Consider the following 16,365-nt stretch of genomic DNA (forward strand, 5'->3'; position numbering starts at 1 on the left):
GCGATAGATACTAGCGCTTGGAGAACTGGCCCTAAGCGCATTAGCGCTTGGAGAACTGGAACGAACGGCGAGCCTTGGCCTTACCGTACTTCTTACGTTCAACAACGCGGCTATCGCGGGTCAGGAAGCCACCCTTCTTGAGAACCGTGCGCAGGCCCGGTTCGTAGTAGGTGAGGGCCTTGGAGATGCCGTGACGAACAGCACCGGCCTGACCGGAGAGACCGCCACCGGCAACGGTGGCAACGATGTCGAACTGACCAGCGCGATTCGAAGCAACGATCGGCTGCTGCAGGATCATCTGCAGGACCGGACGTGCGAAATACTTTTCGAATTCCTTGTCGTTGACGGTGATCTTGCCGGTGCCCGGCTTGACCCATACGCGTGCAACGGCGTCCTTACGCTTGCCGGTGGCATAAGCGCGGCCCTGTGCGTCCAGCTTCTGGATATGAACCGGAGCGGCAGCTTCGGTCTTGGCAACAGTGCCGAGTTCTTCGAGCGAGTTGAGCTGCTCAGCCATGATTATGCATTCCCTTTGTTCTTGCGGTTCAGCGCGGCGACGTCGAGGACTTCCGGCTGCTGAGCTTCCTGCTGATGGTTCGGGCCTGCATAGACGCGCAGGTTCTTCATCTGGCGACGGCCGAGCGGACCGCGCGGGATCATACGCTCAATGGCCTTTTCGACGACGCGTTCCGGGAAACGGCCTTCGAGAATCTGGCGAGCAGTGCGCTCCTTGATGCCGCCCGGATGACCGGTGTGCCAGTAATAGACCTTGTCGGTGTACTTCTTGCCGGTCAGAACAACCTTGTCGGCATTGATGATTACGACATTGTCGCCATCGTCAACGTGCGGGGTGAAGGTTGCTTTGTGCTTGCCGCGCAGGCGATTGGCGACGATGGTGGCGAGACGGCCGAGCACGAGGCCTTCGGCGTCGATCAGCACCCACTTCTTCACCACTTCAGCCGGCTTCTGAGAGAAAGTTGCCATTGAAGTCTTCCTTGACTTAATCCCCGATCTTGAAAATCAGGGCTTTTTTTGTTGCTTGTGTTGGATCGTGTCCAACCCGAACGAGCGGGCAAAAGATAACTTCTGCTCAACTCACTGGCGGGTCGATACACAATGTCCGAGTGGGCGTCAAGTCTTATATTCAGAGCTTTGTTTTAAAAATACAGTAAAATCAATGTGTTAAATGTTTGGTATTATAATACCATATATTTTTTTGAATGCTTTATCGCGGCGGGATCGAGTAAGTTGCCGTTGCATGGGCCACCAGCTCGCCCCTTGTACCATCGGTCAGGCTGATATCGAGCACTGCAAGCCGTTTGCCGAGTTTCAGGAGGTGTGCGACGGCCTCGACCGTGCCGGGAGAGGGTTTACGCAGAAAGTTGATGTTCAGGTTCGTTGTCACGGCCAGTGCCACCGGGCCAATATGGGCCAGTATGGCTGCATAGGCCGTCACATCGGCGAGTGCAAAAAGCGAAGGGCCGGACACAGTACCGCCGGGGCGCAAATGTTGTTCATCGGCATTAAGCTGCATGGTTGCGGAACCGTCACCAATTGCCGTGATCTCGAAAGCGTTGCCAAGTTGCGGAAACTCGCGCTTCAAGAATGCGCGCAGCTCTTCAATGTTCATGACAGGGCTCAACGACCGGCTTGCCACCATGGCGGCATTCCGCTCCTGCGCGGTATTGATATTCATGCGCTCCTCCCAAATTTATTTATCAATAAAGGGAGCGCCACCCTTCATGCAAGCGCTCGCTCCAGCGACCGAAGAGGATAAAATGCAAAACCCTTCCGACGATCAGATCCGCGAGATCCTCCGTTCCGTCAAAACGATTGCGCTTCTTGGCGCATCACCGAAGCCGGAGCGCCCGAGCAATGGCGTGATGGAATTCCTGCTTTCCAAGGGATACCGCGTGATTCCGGTCAATCCGGGGCAGGTGGGAAAACACATTCATGGCCAGCGCGTCGTGGCGCGTCTGGCTGATATCAAAGAGCCGGTCGATATGGTGGATGTCTTCCGTGAGCCTTATTCGCTGCCAGGTATCGTGGAGGAAGTCCTTGCAATGAAGCACCGCCCGAAGATCTTTTGGACGCAGATGGGTGTCGTGCACCAAGAGGCTGGAAATCGTGCCAGCGAAGCAGGTTTGACCGTCATCATGGACCGCTGTCCGGCAATCGAATATCCCCGCCTGATCGGTTGATGAGAGCTTTCGGATTTAATTTCTGCGAATCCAGTATTTGGCGGAAAATCCTCCTTTGCTTTCCTCGCTGTACAGCCTAGGTTCCAGACCTGTTTGGGGTTTGGGACACAGGAGGAAATGATGTCGAAACGCTCTCCCGGAATTGAAACACTTGCCGTTCACGCAGGGGCAAAGCCCGATCCGACGACAGGTGCCCGCGCAACGCCGATCTATCAGACGACCTCATTCGTATTTGAAGATGCGGACCACGCAGCTTCATTATTCGGCCTGCAGGCGTTCGGCAATATCTATACGCGCATCACAAACCCGACGACCGCAGTTCTGGAAGAGCGCATTGCCGCACTCGAAGGCGGTACGGCGGCTGTAGCGACTGCATCCGGTCACTCAGCGCAGTTGCTTGTTTTCCATACGCTGCTTCAACCGGGTGACAATTTCGTCGCCGCGCGCCAGCTTTACGGCGGATCGATCAATCAGTTCGGTCAGTCGTTCAAGTCCTTCGGCTGGCAGGTCCGCTGGGCCGATGCCACCAACCCGACCGATTTTGCAAAGCAGATCGACAGCAAGACACGTGCCATCTTTATCGAAAGCTTCGCCAATCCGGGCGGCATCGTGGTGGACATCGAGGCTATCGCCGAAATTGCGCACAGAAACGGCCTGCCACTGATCGTGGACAACACGCTTGCATCGCCTTATCTGGTGCGCCCGATCGAACATGGTGCGGATATCGTCGTTCACTCGCTGACCAAGTTTATCGGTGGTCATGGCAATTCCATGGGCGGCATTCTGGTCGATGGCGGTACATTCGACTGGGCGAAGTCCGGCAATTATCCGCTTCTGACCGAACCGCGTCCGGATTATGCGGGTCTGGAACTGCACAAGACCTTTGGCAATATTTCCTTTGCAATCGCTGCCCGAGTGCTGGGTCTGCGCGATTTCGGCCCGGCGATTTCGCCGTTCAACGCCTTCCAGATTCTCACCGGCGCGGAAACCCTGCCGCTGCGCATGCAGCGTCACAGCGACAATGCTCTGAAGGTCGCATCCTGGCTGCATGGCCACGAGAAAGTGTCGTGGGTAAATTATGCCGGGCTGCCGCATGATAAATTTCATGCGCTCCAGCAGAAATATGCGCCGAAGGGTGCCGGTTCGGTGTTTACCTTCGGTCTCAAGGGCGGTTACGACGCGGGCGTAAAGTTCGTAGACAGCCTCGACCTGTTCTCGCTGCTGGCCAATATTGGCGACACGCGCTCGCTGGTCATCCACCCGGCATCCACCACCCACCGTCAGCTGAGTGATGAGCAGAAGGTGGCGGCTGGCGCTGGCCCGGACGTGGTGCGCCTGTCTATCGGTATCGAGGATGCGGACGATATCATTGCCGATATTGAGCAGGCGCTGGCAAAGGTCTGATCCATGAGCCGGTTTCTCGATTTCGACCTGACCGGCATCGAACCGGAGGAAGGCGCGCCGCTACTGGAGCGCATTATTTCCGGTGCCCCGAAATTCCGCACGTGGAATTTGGAGGAGAATGCCGAGGGCACACTCTTTGCAGGCATATGGGAGAGTACGCCCGGAAAATGGCGCATCGAATATGATGAATGGGAGTTCTGTCACATCCTGTCCGGCCGGTCGGTCATCAGCGAAGAGGGCGGCGAAAGCCGCGAAGTCGTTGCAGGCGACAGTTTTGTCATCCGACCGGGGTTCAAGGGAAGCTGGGAAGTCATCGAGACCACCCGCAAGGAATATGTCATCAAGCTCTGACATTGGTTCCTTCTATGCAAAACACCCGCCGCATTTCGGCGGGTGTTTTTGTTTCAGTTATGCGGACCACGCCTGATCGGCTGGATAACTGGCAGATTGCCCGGATTCGGACGACCTGCACCATCGTTGCCTGATGGCGGACGGTCCGGCCGCGGTGGACGCGGACGATCCGGTCTGTTGGTGTCAGGACGACGTGGACGGTCCCGGTCGCGATAACGATAATAATCACGGTCACGATAGTAGCGTGAATCTCTATAGTAGCGTGGATAACGTGGGTAGTTCCGATAATAGCCGCCACTATTGTAAACGACTCCCGTGCCGACATATCCACCGCGAACATAGTACGGATCATTATAACCTGAGCCGTAATAACCCTCGGAGACACAACCGCTGAGCGTCAGACTGGCAGCGCCGATGCCGAGCGCCAGTAAAATGGATTTCAATGACATGTTCGCTACTCCCGAAAAGCCGGGGCCAGCGCTGGAATACGCAATAACCACGCGGCGAACCACTATTTAGAGGGATTATGCGCGTTTCTATCTGAAGCCCATAATCAATAAAGATTGCAGAGCGTTAGCTTGGTTAGCTGTGATCAAACCTCCGCATAAGGCCGTGAAATATGTTCCACACATACTTAGTAAACGCGTGGGGATTTCAAAAGTTGCTGTTGAGAAGGCAGAACGTCTCCGCAAAAAGCAAAACCGCCCCGAAGGGCGGTGGCATTATTGTCGCGTTTGCAGAGCCTATTAGCTGCCGCCAGCACCACCAATAGCGGTCGCAATGGCAGTGAACTGGGTGCGGATGGTGGTGCCGAGAGACGTCGTTGCGCCGATGATGACGACAGCAATCAAAGCCGCTATGAGGCCGTATTCGATGGCGGTAGCGCCGGATTCGCTTTTACGAAAGCGTGCAATAAGCTTGGTCATGTGTTGCTCCTGAGATCATTCTTGCTTGTTTAGTGGTCTCTGTGACCTGAGAGCAAACTACCCGGCAAATATGTGCACCCTCTTAAGTTGCATGGTAAACGGAAGGTGAGTATCGCATATGATTAATAAAGTGCTGAATTAAAAACGAAAACTGCAACAGCGTCGTACGCTGTATTTAAGCGATGTCGAATATAAATCTTCAGGCAAGGAAAAGCCCCGCTTACGCGAGGCTCTCTTTTTCTTGGAAGCTGCGATCTGCCTTACTGCGGCAGCTGGGCGCCAGCCTGCTTAACGGCATCAGCCATGGTCTGGCAGAGCTTCTCCTCGGAGACATTCTGTGCTTTTGCGCTGGTGGCAATATCCTGTTCCATGCCCATCGCAGAGACCTTACCCTGCTTACCGGTTGCTTCGGCAGCGTCGGCCTTGGTGGTGTCAGATGGGGCGGGGATCAGCGCAATCATTTTTGTCTGGATTTCGATGGCGCCGCCATCGGTATAACCCTTTTCCTGGCAGTACTGGAGTACGCCAAGCTGGTTGCGAGCTGCGTTATAGGCCATCTCCATCTGTTCAGGCGTTGCCTGTGCAAAAGCCATCGTAAGATTTGCACCGAGGAAAAGACCGGTCAAAGAAACACGTACCAGATTGCGCATGATAATTCATCTCCATGAGTCAAATACACGCTGAGATAGAGCGAATTTTCCGGCGAAGGGAACTCAAGAAAAATTAATTAGTGAAATGAAATATAACGAAAATAGTTTCTGTCCAGAGCGACATAAACGTCATAAATATTTCAATATAGCGATATGCACGAAATTATCTCACAGGTTGTACCAGATTGGCGATGAGCCGGAATGCACCGGGCACAAGCTTGTCGAGCTGATGATGCAGGACGAGGCTCGTATGCGTATGGCGGCCTTTACCGATACTGGCTGAAACAAGCGCGCCGAAGAGCGGCTGTTCTCCCTCATCATGCATGGAAAGCAGCGGCTGATAGTCGTCATCCCATGCGGAAGCGAAATAAAGCCCACGTTCCTTGTGCCATCCATTCCAATCACGTTCGCTGATAGTATTGGGGCCGACGAGCAAGGGATGCTCTGGATAGAGAACTGTAACTGCGGCATGGGGATTCGTAACGCGCCAGCGCAATGACGGGGAACCGATGGCTAATTTTCGCGGTGGTGTCCGATCTGGATGCCAGCCATCGGATGGACGATGATAGAGCGTCACCAGATGTCCGCCATTCTCGACGAATCGATGCAGATTGTCCGTTGCTGCGGCGAGATCAGCGTGTAGGCCGAAGGCGAATATACCGACCACGATGGTGGTGAATTGCGAAAGATCACCGGAAAGATGGCGTGCTTCGACATCGGTGACATCAAATCCCATGCGTTTCAGCCAAAGACCAACATTGTCTGCCCCAGCGCCGATATAGCCGATACGCGCATCAGGCAATTTCACGTCGAGTGCCAATACAGGCAGCACGGCAGGCTCACGCCAGACGGTTTTACCGTTATGCGGGTAGCTGGCTACCTGCGTCTGCCATGCAAGACGTCCGTTGATCGTGGCCTGTAGCGCAGTCAAGCCGGGCTCTGGATCGAAAGACCCGTGTAGAACAGCATCCTGCCCGATTACGCCGACGCTCCAACCGTTTTGCGCTGTGAATGTGACTTGGCCGGTCTCGCCATCGACCACAAGCCGGATCGGCGAGGGATACTGCTTGCCCGATATGATGACTGCTGGCGGATCAATCCTTAACGAGGCAGATGGAACAATGGCAAGCGGCTCTTCGAGATCGAAGCTGCACGCAGCCAGGTGACCGTCAAATTGCGCCTTTAACCGGATATAGGCCTGTCCGTTGCCACCGAGTGACCGCCACGCCGGTTCAAAAAGCGGGGAAAGTGCTGCGTCTTTTGCCAGTGACACAGCCAGAATTTCCCTCTCGGGCGTCATATACTCGCAAGCGGTCGAACAGCTTTCTGGCAATATGGGTTCGGCTGTTATTGCGACGGCCGTCGCTCCGGGCCCGTATTCGACAACAAGGCGGGTTTCTCCACCTGTAGGCAATATGGCTTGTTCCAGATAAGCCAGCTCGAACAAAGACGCTGCTTCGATCAGGGCAGCGTCGATTTCCTGCAGCTTGCGTTTCAGCCTGTGCCCGTGCTGCACGAGGAAACCTTGCGGTGCTCTGGTCAGTACAGTTTTCAGGCTTTTTGCAGCACCGGTAAGATTTTTGACAATGGTTTTGCGCTCAGGAAAAGCCGCAATAGTCCGCTCGACAGACAAATGAGCGTCAAGAAGCTGCTTCCGGGTTTCAAGTATCAGTCCATCGACCTCAGCCAGTGTTGCGAGAGATTCCGGAATACCTTCAAGAATTGTTGTTTCAGCACAGCTTTCCGGCAGTTTCAGATGCAGCGGCCATTCGCTCTTGGGCGTTTCCGGCCAGCGCCCCATGCCTTGCGTGGCGTGACAGGCACGCGACCATTCACCGATACGGTCGTAATCGGCACCGGTCGCAGCGTCGCGACCCGCCGCGTGAACGGTCAATGTCGTATCGGGCGGAGGAAGCTCGTCATCATAGGTGTCGCCGCCGCCTGACCAGGCAGGGAGATAGAATTTTGCCACTTGCCACGGCATCAATCCCTCGGCAAAATGTTCGGGATCGGCGGCGAGCCGTATGGCCGTTTCCGCCGCCCGCGTCATGGCGCGGTGGTGGCCATGCTGGCCGGGAACATCGAGAAAGGTCGGCAGCACGATATCCGGGCGCTCGGTGCGATAGGCGCGTACGAGCCGCTCGACGGTTTTCTTCTCACCCCAGTGGGCAAAGGTACCGTCACCATCCTTGGAGAAACCGAAGTCGTGGACGGAATCGTCTGGACCATGGCCGAGCCAATGCACGTCGCAATCGAGAATGCGCGCTGCTTCTTCCATCTCACGGCTGCGGATCACGCCGAGCGCACCACCGCGTTCCGGGCCAAGCGCATTTTGCCCGCCTTCGCCGCGTGTCGAACAGGCGATCACCACCCGTATGCCAAGTCCGAACCGCAAATAGGCCATCAGGCCGCTCTGCTCATCGTCAGGGTGCGCACCCGTATGCATCAGCGTGACGGTCGAGCGCAGCCTGCTTAGAGCGCGATGCAGACGGACGAGGGCAGGAGACGACTTCTGGCGCTCGATGCGCTGAAGGGCGGTGAGCATGGTCAGATTTCCGAATTGGTATCAAGCTTCGGCGTCATGGCCTCGAACATCGGTAGTGATGCAGCGCCCAGGGCGGCGGTGAACTGTCCCGTCTGCCCTCGAATGACTCGTGGCAACGCACGGGCGCGGCGGCTGGCAACCGAAATCGGCAGACCACCCATATGCCAGATCAGGTCGTCGATGATCGCATCGGGCAACATGCCACCCAGAATGATCGTCTCGGGATCGAGAATGTTTTCGATCATGGCAATCATCGGCGCCAGATGATCGGCAGCTTCCTGTACCCAGCCCATCAGAACTGGGTTGCGGTTTCCATGCAGCTTTTCCAGCGCGTCGAAATCGGTGTCCTCAATCCCTGCTGCGTGAAGCTTTTCCCGCAAGGTATGAAGGGAGGCATAGGTTTCGAGGCAGCCCTTCTGGCCGCAGGCGCAGCTGCGCCCATTAGGCGTGATGACGATATGACCGATTTCACCGGCATTGCCGAAAGCGCCGCGAAACGGTGCGCCGTCCTGAATCATGCCAAGCCCGATACCGGCACCGAAATAAATCATGGCGAAATTGGAAATCGCGTGTCCCGCGCCGAACAGGCGTTCGCCGACGGCGGCGGCATTCGCGTCGTTTTCGACCAGAACGGATTCGCCGCAGGCTTCGCTCAGAACCGCCGCTGCATCGATCCCGGACCAGCCGGGCAGCGTGGTCGGGCCGACAGAACTCATGCCTTCAATGTCAAACGGACCCGGCATCACGACGCCTATGCCGAGCAGGCGCGCGGGAAACGAAGTCTTCACCGCATCGACTTCTTTTCGCAATTGTGTGGAGAGCCTGTCGGGGCTGACATCCTGAATGGGGCGCACATGCTGCGTGCGCGGCTTGCCGGAAAGATCAAGCACCGTCGTCACCATATGCGTCGAACCCATTTCCACACCGATGGTCATCGCACCTTCGGGGTTGACGGCAAACTGGATCGGCGGCTGGCCGCGCCCCGTTTTCAGTCGCCCCAGCTGCATGAGCAGATTCTCTGAAACCAGCTCATCCACGATATTGGCGATGGCCTGTGCGGTCAGATGCGTAAGGCGGGCGATATGCATCCGGCCGAGAGGACCGTGGCGGCGCACGACATCAAGCACTACACGTCGGTTATGGTCACGAATTCGCTCGGGATTCTTGCCCAGAGTGACCGCAAGCGACCCGCCTTGTACGGCGGCAGGCGTATTGGCCCGCCCGTCTTCGGATTGCCCATCTGATTTCGATGTCATGGTCCCTCCTGTCTCCCGTCAAAACAGATAACGCGAGCCGCTTTTAACAGCAATATATTAATTCAACTAAATTATCTTATTGACAAAACGCTCGCAACATTGAACCGTAAGGGCAGGGTGGTGAAGAACCGCCTTGGCTCATGTCGGGGAAGTGGGTTCCTGCATGGGAAAAAATGGGCGCTGCGCATCATCTGCGCGGCATGTGGTGGAATATGCGGATTGTGCGAAGCACTGCCGCAGCCGTGCCTGGCGACCGCATTCGAACCGGTGGGCGGGGCATTAGGGAGGTTTAAATGCGTAAGCTGTTATTGGCAGGTTTGGTTGCGGGGCTCAGCACCTTTGCGATCAATGCCGCTCAGGCTGTCGAAATCGAATATTGGCAGTATGTCTTCGAGACACGCGTCAAGGCGATGGACAAGCTGATCGAGAATTTCGAGAAGGCCAATCCGGACATCAAGGTCAAGCAGGTCACGTTCCCGTACGACGACTATCAGACGCGCGTAATCGCAGCGAAGATGGCGGGCAAGAGCCCGGACGTGATGCAGCTTTTCTACGGCTGGCTGGACAAGTTCGTGGCTGGCGGCATTCTGCAGCCGCTGCCGCAGGACACGTTCCCGCATGACAAGATTGAGAGCGAATTCTTCCCGATTGTTTCGGCGATGAAGCGCGGCGATGAATATTACGGTCTGCCGACCGCTGTGCGCTCGCTGGCCCTGTTCTACAACAAGAAGCTCTTCACCGACGCTGGCCTCGACCCGAACAATCCGCCCAAGACGCTGGATGAAATGGTCGAAGCTGCCAAGAAGACGACGAAGCGCGACGCTTCCGGCAATCTTCTGGCCGAAGGCATCACACTCGATATGCCGGGACAGGACCAGCATTGGTGGCGTGAGGTTCTGGTGCGCCAGTTCGGCGGTCAGCCTTATACCGACAATGACCGCAAGGTTGCTTACAACGACGCCGCCGGTGAAAAGGCGCTTGCCTTCTATACTGGCCTCCAGACCGAACATAAGGTCGGCGAAGTCAAGTTCATGGATGAAGGTCAGGCCGCTTTCCGCGCTGGCATGGCGGCCATGACCATCGACGGCACCTTCCGTCTCGGTTCTTTCCGCACCATCAAGGACTTCGAATGGGGTGTGACCGAGCTTCCGGCCAATGCCGAAGGCGTGCGTTCCAACTATGCGAGCTACTTCGCCAACGGCATTAGCGCCAAGGCAAGCGGCGAGAAACTGGAAGCTGCCAAGAAGTTCCTGAACTACATCTCCTCGCCGGAAGCCATGGAAATCTGGTTGAAGGATGTGGGCGAACTGCCTGCGCGCCGTTCGGCAGCCTTGACGGAAACGAACCTTGCCGATCCGATCTACGGCCCGTTCCTGAAGGGTCTGGAATATGCGCACACGACCATGTTCGTGGACGAGCTGAAGCAGCGCCAGATCGCTGTCGATATGGCCAATCGCGTTATTCTCGAAAAGCAGCCGGTCAAGGAATCCCTCGATCAGGCAGCCAAGGCCGAGCAGGATGTGCTCGACGCAGCCAAGTAAGGCAAACGCGAAAGATGAAGCGGCTCCCGCTGCTTCATCTTCTCCTGCCTGTTGACGGCACGGCTAATCCGTAGCCGAAGGATACTAAAACATGACAATCACTGTAGAAGCCGGGACGGCTGAAACAGGCGGCTTGGGGAAGGGGCCTTCGGGCAACCGCCTGACGGACCGTCTTTCCATGCGCACAAGACGGTTGATCTGGGTGTGGAGCTTTCTGGCTCTCCCGATACTGTTCTATTCGGTCATCCGCTTTTACCCGACGATAGAGGCTTTCTGGCTCTCTCTCACCGACTGGGACCTGATGAACCCACCGAAGTTCATCGGCTTCGCCAATTACCAGAAGCTCTTCGCTGATCCGGAATTCTGGAAAGTGTTCAAGAACACTTTCACCTATCTGCTAGTCGGCACGCCGATAAGCCTCGTGGTGGCGTTTACAATCGCCTATTTTCTGGATCGCGTGCGCATCATGCACGGCTTTATCCGTGCACTCTATTTCCTGCCTTATCTCACCACGGCAGCGGCCATGGCATGGGTCTGGCGCTGGTTCTATCAGCCCGCACCCATCGGCTTCATCAACAATATTCTGAGTGCAGTGGGGCTCCCGCAGCAGGGGTTCCTGCGCTCGGTCGATCAGGGTCTCTATGCCATCATGGCGACGTCCATCTGGGCCGGTCTTGGCTTCCAGATCATTATCTTCATGGCTGGCCTGCGCGCTGTTCCCAACACTTTTTATGAAGCCGCACGCATTGATGGCCTCGGCGAATGGGCGATCCTGCGCAAGATCACGATCCCGCTTCTGAAGCCCACCACGGTGTTCCTCGTCGTCTTCTCGTCCATCGGTTTCCTGCGCATCTTCGATCAGGTCTACAACATGACTACGAACGATCCCGGCGGACCGCTCGGCTCCACCAAGCCGCTGGTGCTGATGATCTATCAGACGGCCTTCTCCTCCTATGCGATGGGTTATGCGGCCGCGCAAACCGTCGTTCTGTTCACCATCCTGCTTTGCGTCTCGCTGTTGCAGCTCTGGATCCTGAGGGAAAAGAAATGACAGCGTCCGCTCAAAACAAACCGCTCCCGTTCCAGAATCTGCGGCCCGGCCGCATCCTGACATGGACGTTGCTACTCATCGGCGGCCTCATCATGGTCACACCACTGGCCTTCATGTTCTCCACCTCGCTCAAGACGGCAGGTCAGGTCTACGACCTGCGCCTGATCCCGGCAGAGCCGACATTGCAGAACTATGTCACTATCCTTGCTGATGGGCGCTTCCTGCGCTGGTTCCTGAATTCCATGATCGTTGCGGTCGTGGTCACCTTGTCGAATGTCTTCTTCGACAGTCTTGTCGGCTATACGCTGGCGAAATTCCAGTTCCGCGGTCGCTATTTCATCTTCCTCGCCATCCTGTCCACGCTGATGATCCCCACCGAAATGCTGGTGATCCCATGGTATCTGATGTCGAGCAAGCTCGGCTGGCTGGACAGCTACTGGGGTATCATGTTCCCCGGCATGATGACTGCCTTTGGCACGTTCCTCATGAAGCAATTCTTCGAAGGCGTTCCCAACGACTTTCTGGAAGCTGCCCGCGTCGACGGCCTCAACGAATTCCAGATCTGGTGGAAAGTTGCCATGCCGCTGGTGAGGCCAGCACTCTCGGCGCTCGCGATCTTCACCTTCCTCGGCAACTGGACCGCATTCTTCTGGCCGCTGATTGTTGCGACCAGCCCGGAGCTTTACACGCTGCCGGTCGGGCTTTCGAGCTTCGCCGTCGAGCAATCCATCCAGTGGGAAATGATCATGACCGGCGCGGCAATCGCCACGCTTCCCACGCTCGTCGTCTTTCTTCTTCTCCAGCGTTACATCGTGCGCGGTGTCATGCTTGCTGGCCTCAAGGGTTGAACCATGTCCGATCTCGATCCACGGCTGTCCGATAAAAGCGTCTTCCCCGATCCGGTTTACAAGGAAACCGTGCTTCGCCCGCTTTTTGACGGCGCCAAGACCCATCATGTCGACGGCTTCCGCCGCATCGACCGCGCCCATCTCGTTATGCTGACCGAAACCGGCATTCTCGACCGTGCGCAGGCAGCGGCCATTGCGGGTGCGCTGGAAGCTATCGACAAGGAAATCGATCCTTCGAAGCTCACTTATACGGGTGAGGTGGAAGACTTTTTCTTCCTCATCGAGAAGGAGCTGAAGGCGCGCATTGGTGCCGACACCGCCGGTCGTCTTCACACGGCGCGCTCACGCAATGATATTGACCACACGCTGTTCAAGCTTGGTCTGAAGGATCGTATCGATACGCTGATGACGCAGGCGCGCAATGTGCTTGATGCGATGATTGCTGCTGCCGAGCGTGAAAAGGAGACACTGATCGTCGCCTATACGCATGGTCAGCCTGCGCAGCCATCGACCTTCGGTCACTATCTTTCGGCGGCAGTCGAGGTTCTCATCCGGGATATGGAACGGATGGAAGCCGCGCGCGCCATCGTCAACCTGTCACCCATGGGGGCGGCGGCCATCACCACCTCAGGCTTCCCGATCGATCGCGCACGAGTGGCGAGCATGTTGGGCTTTGCTGCCCCCTTGCCGAATTCCTACAGCTGCATTGCAGCGGTGGATTACATCACCTCGACCTATTCGGCGTTGGAGCTGATGTTCGTGCATCTGGGACGCCTCATCCAGGACTTCCAGTTCTGGACCAGTTTCGAGGTCGGCCAGATTTACGTGCCGAATGCCTTCGTGCAGATTTCATCAATCATGCCGCAAAAGCGCAATCCGGTTCCGATCGAACATATGCGCCATCTGGCGAGCCAGACCATGGGCCGTGCCCGCACCGTTCTGGACGTCATGCACAATACGCCGTTCACCGACATGAATGACAGTGAGGGCGAGACGCAGCAGATGGGCTACGAGGCATTCGCCTCCGCTGGTCGCGTGCTTGATCTTCTGGCCGCATTCATCGGCGCGATCCGTATCGATCCGGCCCGTGTGGCAGAAAATATCCGTCGCTCCTGCATCACGATCACCGAACTGGCGGATTCGCTGGTGCGCATCGAAGGTCTTTCGTTCCGGCAGGCGCATGAAATCGCAGCCAGGGTTGCGCGCGCTGTCGTCGCCATGGGCGGCGGTCTGGAGAAGGATGGGTTTGAACCTTTCCTTGACGCTTTCCGCGAGTCCGCCGGGCGCGAGCCATCCTTCGGGCGCGAAAAGTTTGAGGAACTGGTCTCCCCGCAACATTTCGTGGCCGTGCGTGACCGTCTCGGCGGTCCGGCACCGACAGCGATGAATGCAGCACTTGCACGGCATAAGGCGGAAGCTGATCGCTTCAAAGCAGTCGCTTTCGACCATGCAGCCGCTGAAGCAAAGGCTGCCCGCGAACTCAATGAAAAATTCAGTGCACTTGTGGAGGCACGCTGATGGCAACCATCGAACTTGAAAAGCTGGTCAAGCGTTATGGCAAGGTCGAGGCGGTCCGGGCAATCGATCTCCAGATCAAGGACGGCGAGTTCGTCGTTTTTGTCGGCCCATCCGGCTGTGGCAAGTCCACGACTTTGCGCATGATCGCAGGGCTTGAGGATATTTCCGGCGGCCACCTGAAGATCGGTGGCGAGGTCGTTAATGAACGGGATCCAAAGCAACGCAACATCGCCATGGTGTTCCAGAATTATGCGATTTATCCGCATATGACCGTGCGTCAGAACATCGGTTTTGGGCTTTACACGTCGAAACTGTCCAAGGCCGAGAAGGACAAGCGCATCGAGGAAACCGGCAAGGCGCTTGGGCTGGAACCCTATCTCGACCGTCGACCGGCAGCATTGTCCGGTGGTCAGCGCCAGCGCGTCGCTATCGGTCGCGCCATGGTGCGCAATCCGTCTGCTTTTCTTTTCGATGAGCCGCTGTCAAACCTCGACGCTCAGCTTCGCGCGCAGATGCGCATCGAAATCAAACGCTTGCATCAGCGTCTCAAGACGACGACCGTTTACGTGACACATGACCAGGTTGAAGCCATGACCATGGCCGACCGTATCGTTGTCATGCGTGACGGTCGCATTCTCCAGACCGGAACGCCGACCGAGCTTTATGAAAATCCGACCGATGCTTTTACGGCGCGCTTCATCGGCAGCCCGTCGATGAACCTGATTGCGGGTCGCCGCAATGGATCAGGCGTGGAACTTGCACCTGATGGCGACATTCTGGTCGGCGTCCGCCCGCATGATCTGAAAGTTGAGGAAGGCACACCCGATGCCCTTTCGCTCACGGGCACTGTGACGGCCGTTGAGCCTCTCGGCGCCGAAACGCTGGTTCATTTGGACGTTAACGGCGTCTCGGTGATTGCAACTGCTCCGGGGAAGATCATTCCCGCAACGGGCGGCACGCTTTCCGTGTCCGCGCCTGCCGGAAGCCTGTATCTCTTCGATGCCAAGACCGAGAAAAGTCTGGGCCGCCTATGATGCTGCAACAATTCAAACGGCATTTCAAGTCTCCGGCTGTCCTCAGTATCGGGCGGATTTACTGCGACCTTATCTTCACCGGGCTACAATCACTGCCGCAGCCCGGACGAGAGGTTTTTGCCGAAAACATGAAGATGGCGGCAGGTGGAGGGGCCTTCATTTCGGCTGCCCATCTTGCCCATGCGGGCAGGGCGGTGGCGCTGGTCGCACGTCTCGGCTTTGACGGCCTGTCACGCGGGCTTGAACCGGACCTGAAGATCGACGGTGTCGATCTGCGCTTTCTGGAACGTGCCGACGATGCCGGACCGCAGGTGACGGTGGCAAGCGTGATCGGCAACGACCGCGCATTCCTCTCGCGCCGTGCCGGTTCGGCGCTGCCTTCGACGCTCGAAGCCGCGTTGCAATGGAAGGATGCGGGGCATCTGCACATTGCTGAATTCGCAACGCTGCACGAAATCCCCGAGCTCGTACAGCAGGCAAAGGCGGCAGGCCTTTCAGTCTCGCTCGACCCAAGCTGGGATGAAACGCTGATCTACGATCCGGGTTTGCTCGCGGCCTGTGAGGGCGTCGATATATTCCTTCCCAACCGCGAGGAAGCGCAGGCCATCACTGGCCACAACGATCCGGCAAAGGCGCTCAATGCGCTTGCGAAGCACTTTCCAATCGTGGCTCTCAAGGGCGGTGGAGAAGGGGCGTGGCTGTGTACCGCCGATGCGGACCTTCATATGGCGGCAAAGGACGTGCCGGTTATCGATACGACCGGGGCAGGCGATGCTTTTAATGCCGGCTTCATCGATGCGTGGCTCGAAGGGCAGGATTCTCACCGAGCACTTGCTGCCGGTATCGAATATGGAAGCCTTGCCGTGCAGGCAGCCGGCGGTGCATCCATCTTGCGTTCGCCCGAACGACTGGCTGGATAATATCCAAGGCGGCGGCTGAATGTTCGCCGCTCCCACAACTTGCTTCTCCGGCAAATGTCGGCGTCAGACGTGTACGCTTTGCCGATATTGTAGCGCCTTTCGGGTGGCCGAGCTTCACTT

Annotated in this window: 17 protein-coding genes; 9 read left to right on the plus strand and 8 right to left on the minus strand. The window is 57.0% G+C overall.

The genetic code is table 11. The annotated features are described in order from the left end of the window. Positions 1–40: 40 nt before the first annotated feature. The 3 genes from rpsI to FG152_RS06695 form a co-directional block, all read right to left on the minus strand. Complete coding sequence (gene rpsI, locus FG152_RS06685; RefSeq protein WP_279721907.1) at positions 41–517, minus strand: 30S ribosomal protein S9; 477 nt, start codon at positions 515–517, stop codon at positions 41–43. A gap of 2 nt (positions 518–519) precedes the next feature. Continuing rightward, positions 520–984 carry a 50S ribosomal protein L13 gene (gene rplM / locus FG152_RS06690; RefSeq protein WP_010661122.1) on the minus strand — a complete coding sequence of 155 codons (465 nt, stop codon included), beginning with the start codon at positions 982–984 and terminating at the stop codon, positions 520–522. A gap of 241 nt (positions 985–1,225) precedes the next feature. Continuing rightward, positions 1,226–1,696, minus strand: a complete 471-nt coding sequence (locus tag FG152_RS06695) for a PaaI family thioesterase (protein ID WP_498985555.1) — start codon at positions 1,694–1,696, stop codon at positions 1,226–1,228. Positions 1,697–1,742: 46 nt separating this feature from the next. Between FG152_RS06695 and FG152_RS06700 the strand changes: the two genes are divergently transcribed. The 3 genes from FG152_RS06700 to FG152_RS06710 all read left to right on the plus strand — a co-directional run bounded on the left by FG152_RS06700 (position 1,743) and on the right by FG152_RS06710 (position 3,956). After that, positions 1,743–2,201 carry a CoA-binding protein gene (locus tag FG152_RS06700; RefSeq protein ID WP_424945427.1) on the plus strand — a complete coding sequence of 153 codons (459 nt, stop codon included), beginning with the start codon at positions 1,743–1,745 and terminating at the stop codon, positions 2,199–2,201. 120 nt (positions 2,202–2,321) lie between these two features. Beyond that, the gene (locus FG152_RS06705) at positions 2,322–3,605 is read left to right on the plus strand and encodes an O-acetylhomoserine aminocarboxypropyltransferase (protein ID WP_010661125.1); all 1,284 of its coding nucleotides are present in this window, start codon (positions 2,322–2,324) and stop codon (positions 3,603–3,605) included. Positions 3,606–3,608: 3 nt separating this feature from the next. Further along, entirely contained in the window at positions 3,609–3,956 is a 348-nt protein-coding gene (locus FG152_RS06710; RefSeq protein ID WP_279721910.1) for a cupin domain-containing protein, read from the plus strand. Between the two features lie 53 nt (positions 3,957–4,009). Here the strand turns inward: FG152_RS06710 and FG152_RS06715 are convergent, their stop codons facing one another. The 5 genes from FG152_RS06715 to FG152_RS06735 form a co-directional block, all read right to left on the minus strand. Continuing rightward, positions 4,010–4,405, minus strand: coding sequence for a hypothetical protein (locus FG152_RS06715; protein ID WP_012092315.1), 396 nt, complete (start codon positions 4,403–4,405; stop codon positions 4,010–4,012). A 297-nt stretch (positions 4,406–4,702) separates the two neighbouring features. Further along, positions 4,703–4,882: a Flp family type IVb pilin gene (locus FG152_RS06720; protein WP_029925062.1), complete on the minus strand. Its 180-nt coding sequence runs from the start codon at positions 4,880–4,882 to the stop codon at positions 4,703–4,705. A 260-nt stretch (positions 4,883–5,142) separates the two neighbouring features. After that, a complete protein-coding gene (locus FG152_RS06725) occupies positions 5,143–5,532 on the minus strand; it encodes a pore-forming ESAT-6 family protein (protein ID WP_010661129.1) in 390 nt (129 codons plus the stop codon). Between the two features lie 163 nt (positions 5,533–5,695). Beyond that, positions 5,696–8,077, minus strand: coding sequence for a PIG-L family deacetylase (locus FG152_RS06730; protein ID WP_498985558.1), 2,382 nt, complete (start codon positions 8,075–8,077; stop codon positions 5,696–5,698). A gap of 2 nt (positions 8,078–8,079) precedes the next feature. Further along, positions 8,080–9,333 carry an ROK family protein gene (locus FG152_RS06735; protein ID WP_029925059.1) on the minus strand — a complete coding sequence of 418 codons (1,254 nt, stop codon included), beginning with the start codon at positions 9,331–9,333 and terminating at the stop codon, positions 8,080–8,082. 293 nt (positions 9,334–9,626) lie between these two features. Between FG152_RS06735 and FG152_RS06740 the strand changes: the two genes are divergently transcribed. From FG152_RS06740 to FG152_RS06765, 6 genes are all read left to right on the plus strand, one after another. Next, positions 9,627–10,874, plus strand: a complete 1,248-nt coding sequence (locus tag FG152_RS06740) for a sugar ABC transporter substrate-binding protein (protein WP_010661132.1) — start codon at positions 9,627–9,629, stop codon at positions 10,872–10,874. A gap of 178 nt (positions 10,875–11,052) precedes the next feature. Beyond that, entirely contained in the window at positions 11,053–11,925 is an 873-nt protein-coding gene (locus tag FG152_RS06745) for a carbohydrate ABC transporter permease (RefSeq protein ID WP_036564035.1), read from the plus strand. Further along, positions 11,922–12,773, plus strand: a complete 852-nt coding sequence (locus FG152_RS06750; protein ID WP_498985560.1) for a carbohydrate ABC transporter permease — start codon at positions 11,922–11,924, stop codon at positions 12,771–12,773. Before FG152_RS06745 ends, FG152_RS06750 begins: the two co-directional genes overlap by 4 nt. A gap of 3 nt (positions 12,774–12,776) precedes the next feature. Next, entirely contained in the window at positions 12,777–14,291 is a 1,515-nt protein-coding gene (gene argH, locus FG152_RS06755; RefSeq protein WP_498985562.1) for an argininosuccinate lyase, read from the plus strand. Beyond that, positions 14,291–15,325, plus strand: coding sequence for an ABC transporter ATP-binding protein (locus FG152_RS06760; protein WP_498985564.1), 1,035 nt, complete (start codon positions 14,291–14,293; stop codon positions 15,323–15,325). Before argH ends, FG152_RS06760 begins: the two co-directional genes overlap by 1 nt. After that, positions 15,322–16,245, plus strand: coding sequence for a carbohydrate kinase family protein (locus FG152_RS06765; RefSeq protein WP_279721913.1), 924 nt, complete (start codon positions 15,322–15,324; stop codon positions 16,243–16,245). Before FG152_RS06760 ends, FG152_RS06765 begins: the two co-directional genes overlap by 4 nt. Positions 16,246–16,365: the final 120 nt, after the last annotated feature.

The organism is Ochrobactrum sp. XJ1 (genome assembly GCF_024701725.1).
Lineage (GTDB): Bacteria > Pseudomonadota > Alphaproteobacteria > Rhizobiales > Rhizobiaceae > Brucella > Brucella anthropi.

Excerpts from the sequence above, each read along its gene's own strand:
- FG152_RS06725 (WP_010661129.1), bottom strand. The coding sequence starts at position 5,532 with ATGCGCAATCTGGTACGTGTTTCTTTGACCGGTCTTTTCCTCGGTGCA.
- FG152_RS06760 (WP_498985564.1), top strand. The coding sequence starts at position 14,291 with ATGGCAACCATCGAACTTGAAAAGCTGGTCAAGCGTTATGGCAAGGTC.
- FG152_RS06700 (WP_424945427.1), top strand. The coding sequence starts at position 1,743 with ATGCAAGCGCTCGCTCCAGCGACCGAAGAGGATAAAATGCAAAACCCT.
- FG152_RS06745 (WP_036564035.1), top strand. The coding sequence starts at position 11,053 with ATGCGCACAAGACGGTTGATCTGGGTGTGGAGCTTTCTGGCTCTCCCG.
- FG152_RS06715 (WP_012092315.1), bottom strand. The coding sequence starts at position 4,405 with ATGTCATTGAAATCCATTTTACTGGCGCTCGGCATCGGCGCTGCCAGT.
- FG152_RS06765 (WP_279721913.1), top strand. The coding sequence starts at position 15,322 with ATGATGCTGCAACAATTCAAACGGCATTTCAAGTCTCCGGCTGTCCTC.
- FG152_RS06695 (WP_498985555.1), bottom strand. The coding sequence starts at position 1,696 with ATGAATATCAATACCGCGCAGGAGCGGAATGCCGCCATGGTGGCAAGC.
- FG152_RS06750 (WP_498985560.1), top strand. The coding sequence starts at position 11,922 with ATGACAGCGTCCGCTCAAAACAAACCGCTCCCGTTCCAGAATCTGCGG.
- FG152_RS06730 (WP_498985558.1), bottom strand. The coding sequence starts at position 8,077 with ATGCTCACCGCCCTTCAGCGCATCGAGCGCCAGAAGTCGTCTCCTGCC.
- FG152_RS06705 (WP_010661125.1), top strand. The coding sequence starts at position 2,322 with ATGTCGAAACGCTCTCCCGGAATTGAAACACTTGCCGTTCACGCAGGG.
- argH (WP_498985562.1), top strand. The coding sequence starts at position 12,777 with ATGTCCGATCTCGATCCACGGCTGTCCGATAAAAGCGTCTTCCCCGAT.
- FG152_RS06735 (WP_029925059.1), bottom strand. The coding sequence starts at position 9,333 with ATGACATCGAAATCAGATGGGCAATCCGAAGACGGGCGGGCCAATACG.
- rplM (WP_010661122.1), bottom strand. The coding sequence starts at position 984 with ATGGCAACTTTCTCTCAGAAGCCGGCTGAAGTGGTGAAGAAGTGGGTG.
- FG152_RS06710 (WP_279721910.1), top strand. The coding sequence starts at position 3,609 with ATGAGCCGGTTTCTCGATTTCGACCTGACCGGCATCGAACCGGAGGAA.
- FG152_RS06740 (WP_010661132.1), top strand. The coding sequence starts at position 9,627 with ATGCGTAAGCTGTTATTGGCAGGTTTGGTTGCGGGGCTCAGCACCTTT.
- FG152_RS06720 (WP_029925062.1), bottom strand. The coding sequence starts at position 4,882 with ATGACCAAGCTTATTGCACGCTTTCGTAAAAGCGAATCCGGCGCTACC.
- rpsI (WP_279721907.1), bottom strand. The coding sequence starts at position 517 with ATGGCTGAGCAGCTCAACTCGCTCGAAGAACTCGGCACTGTTGCCAAG.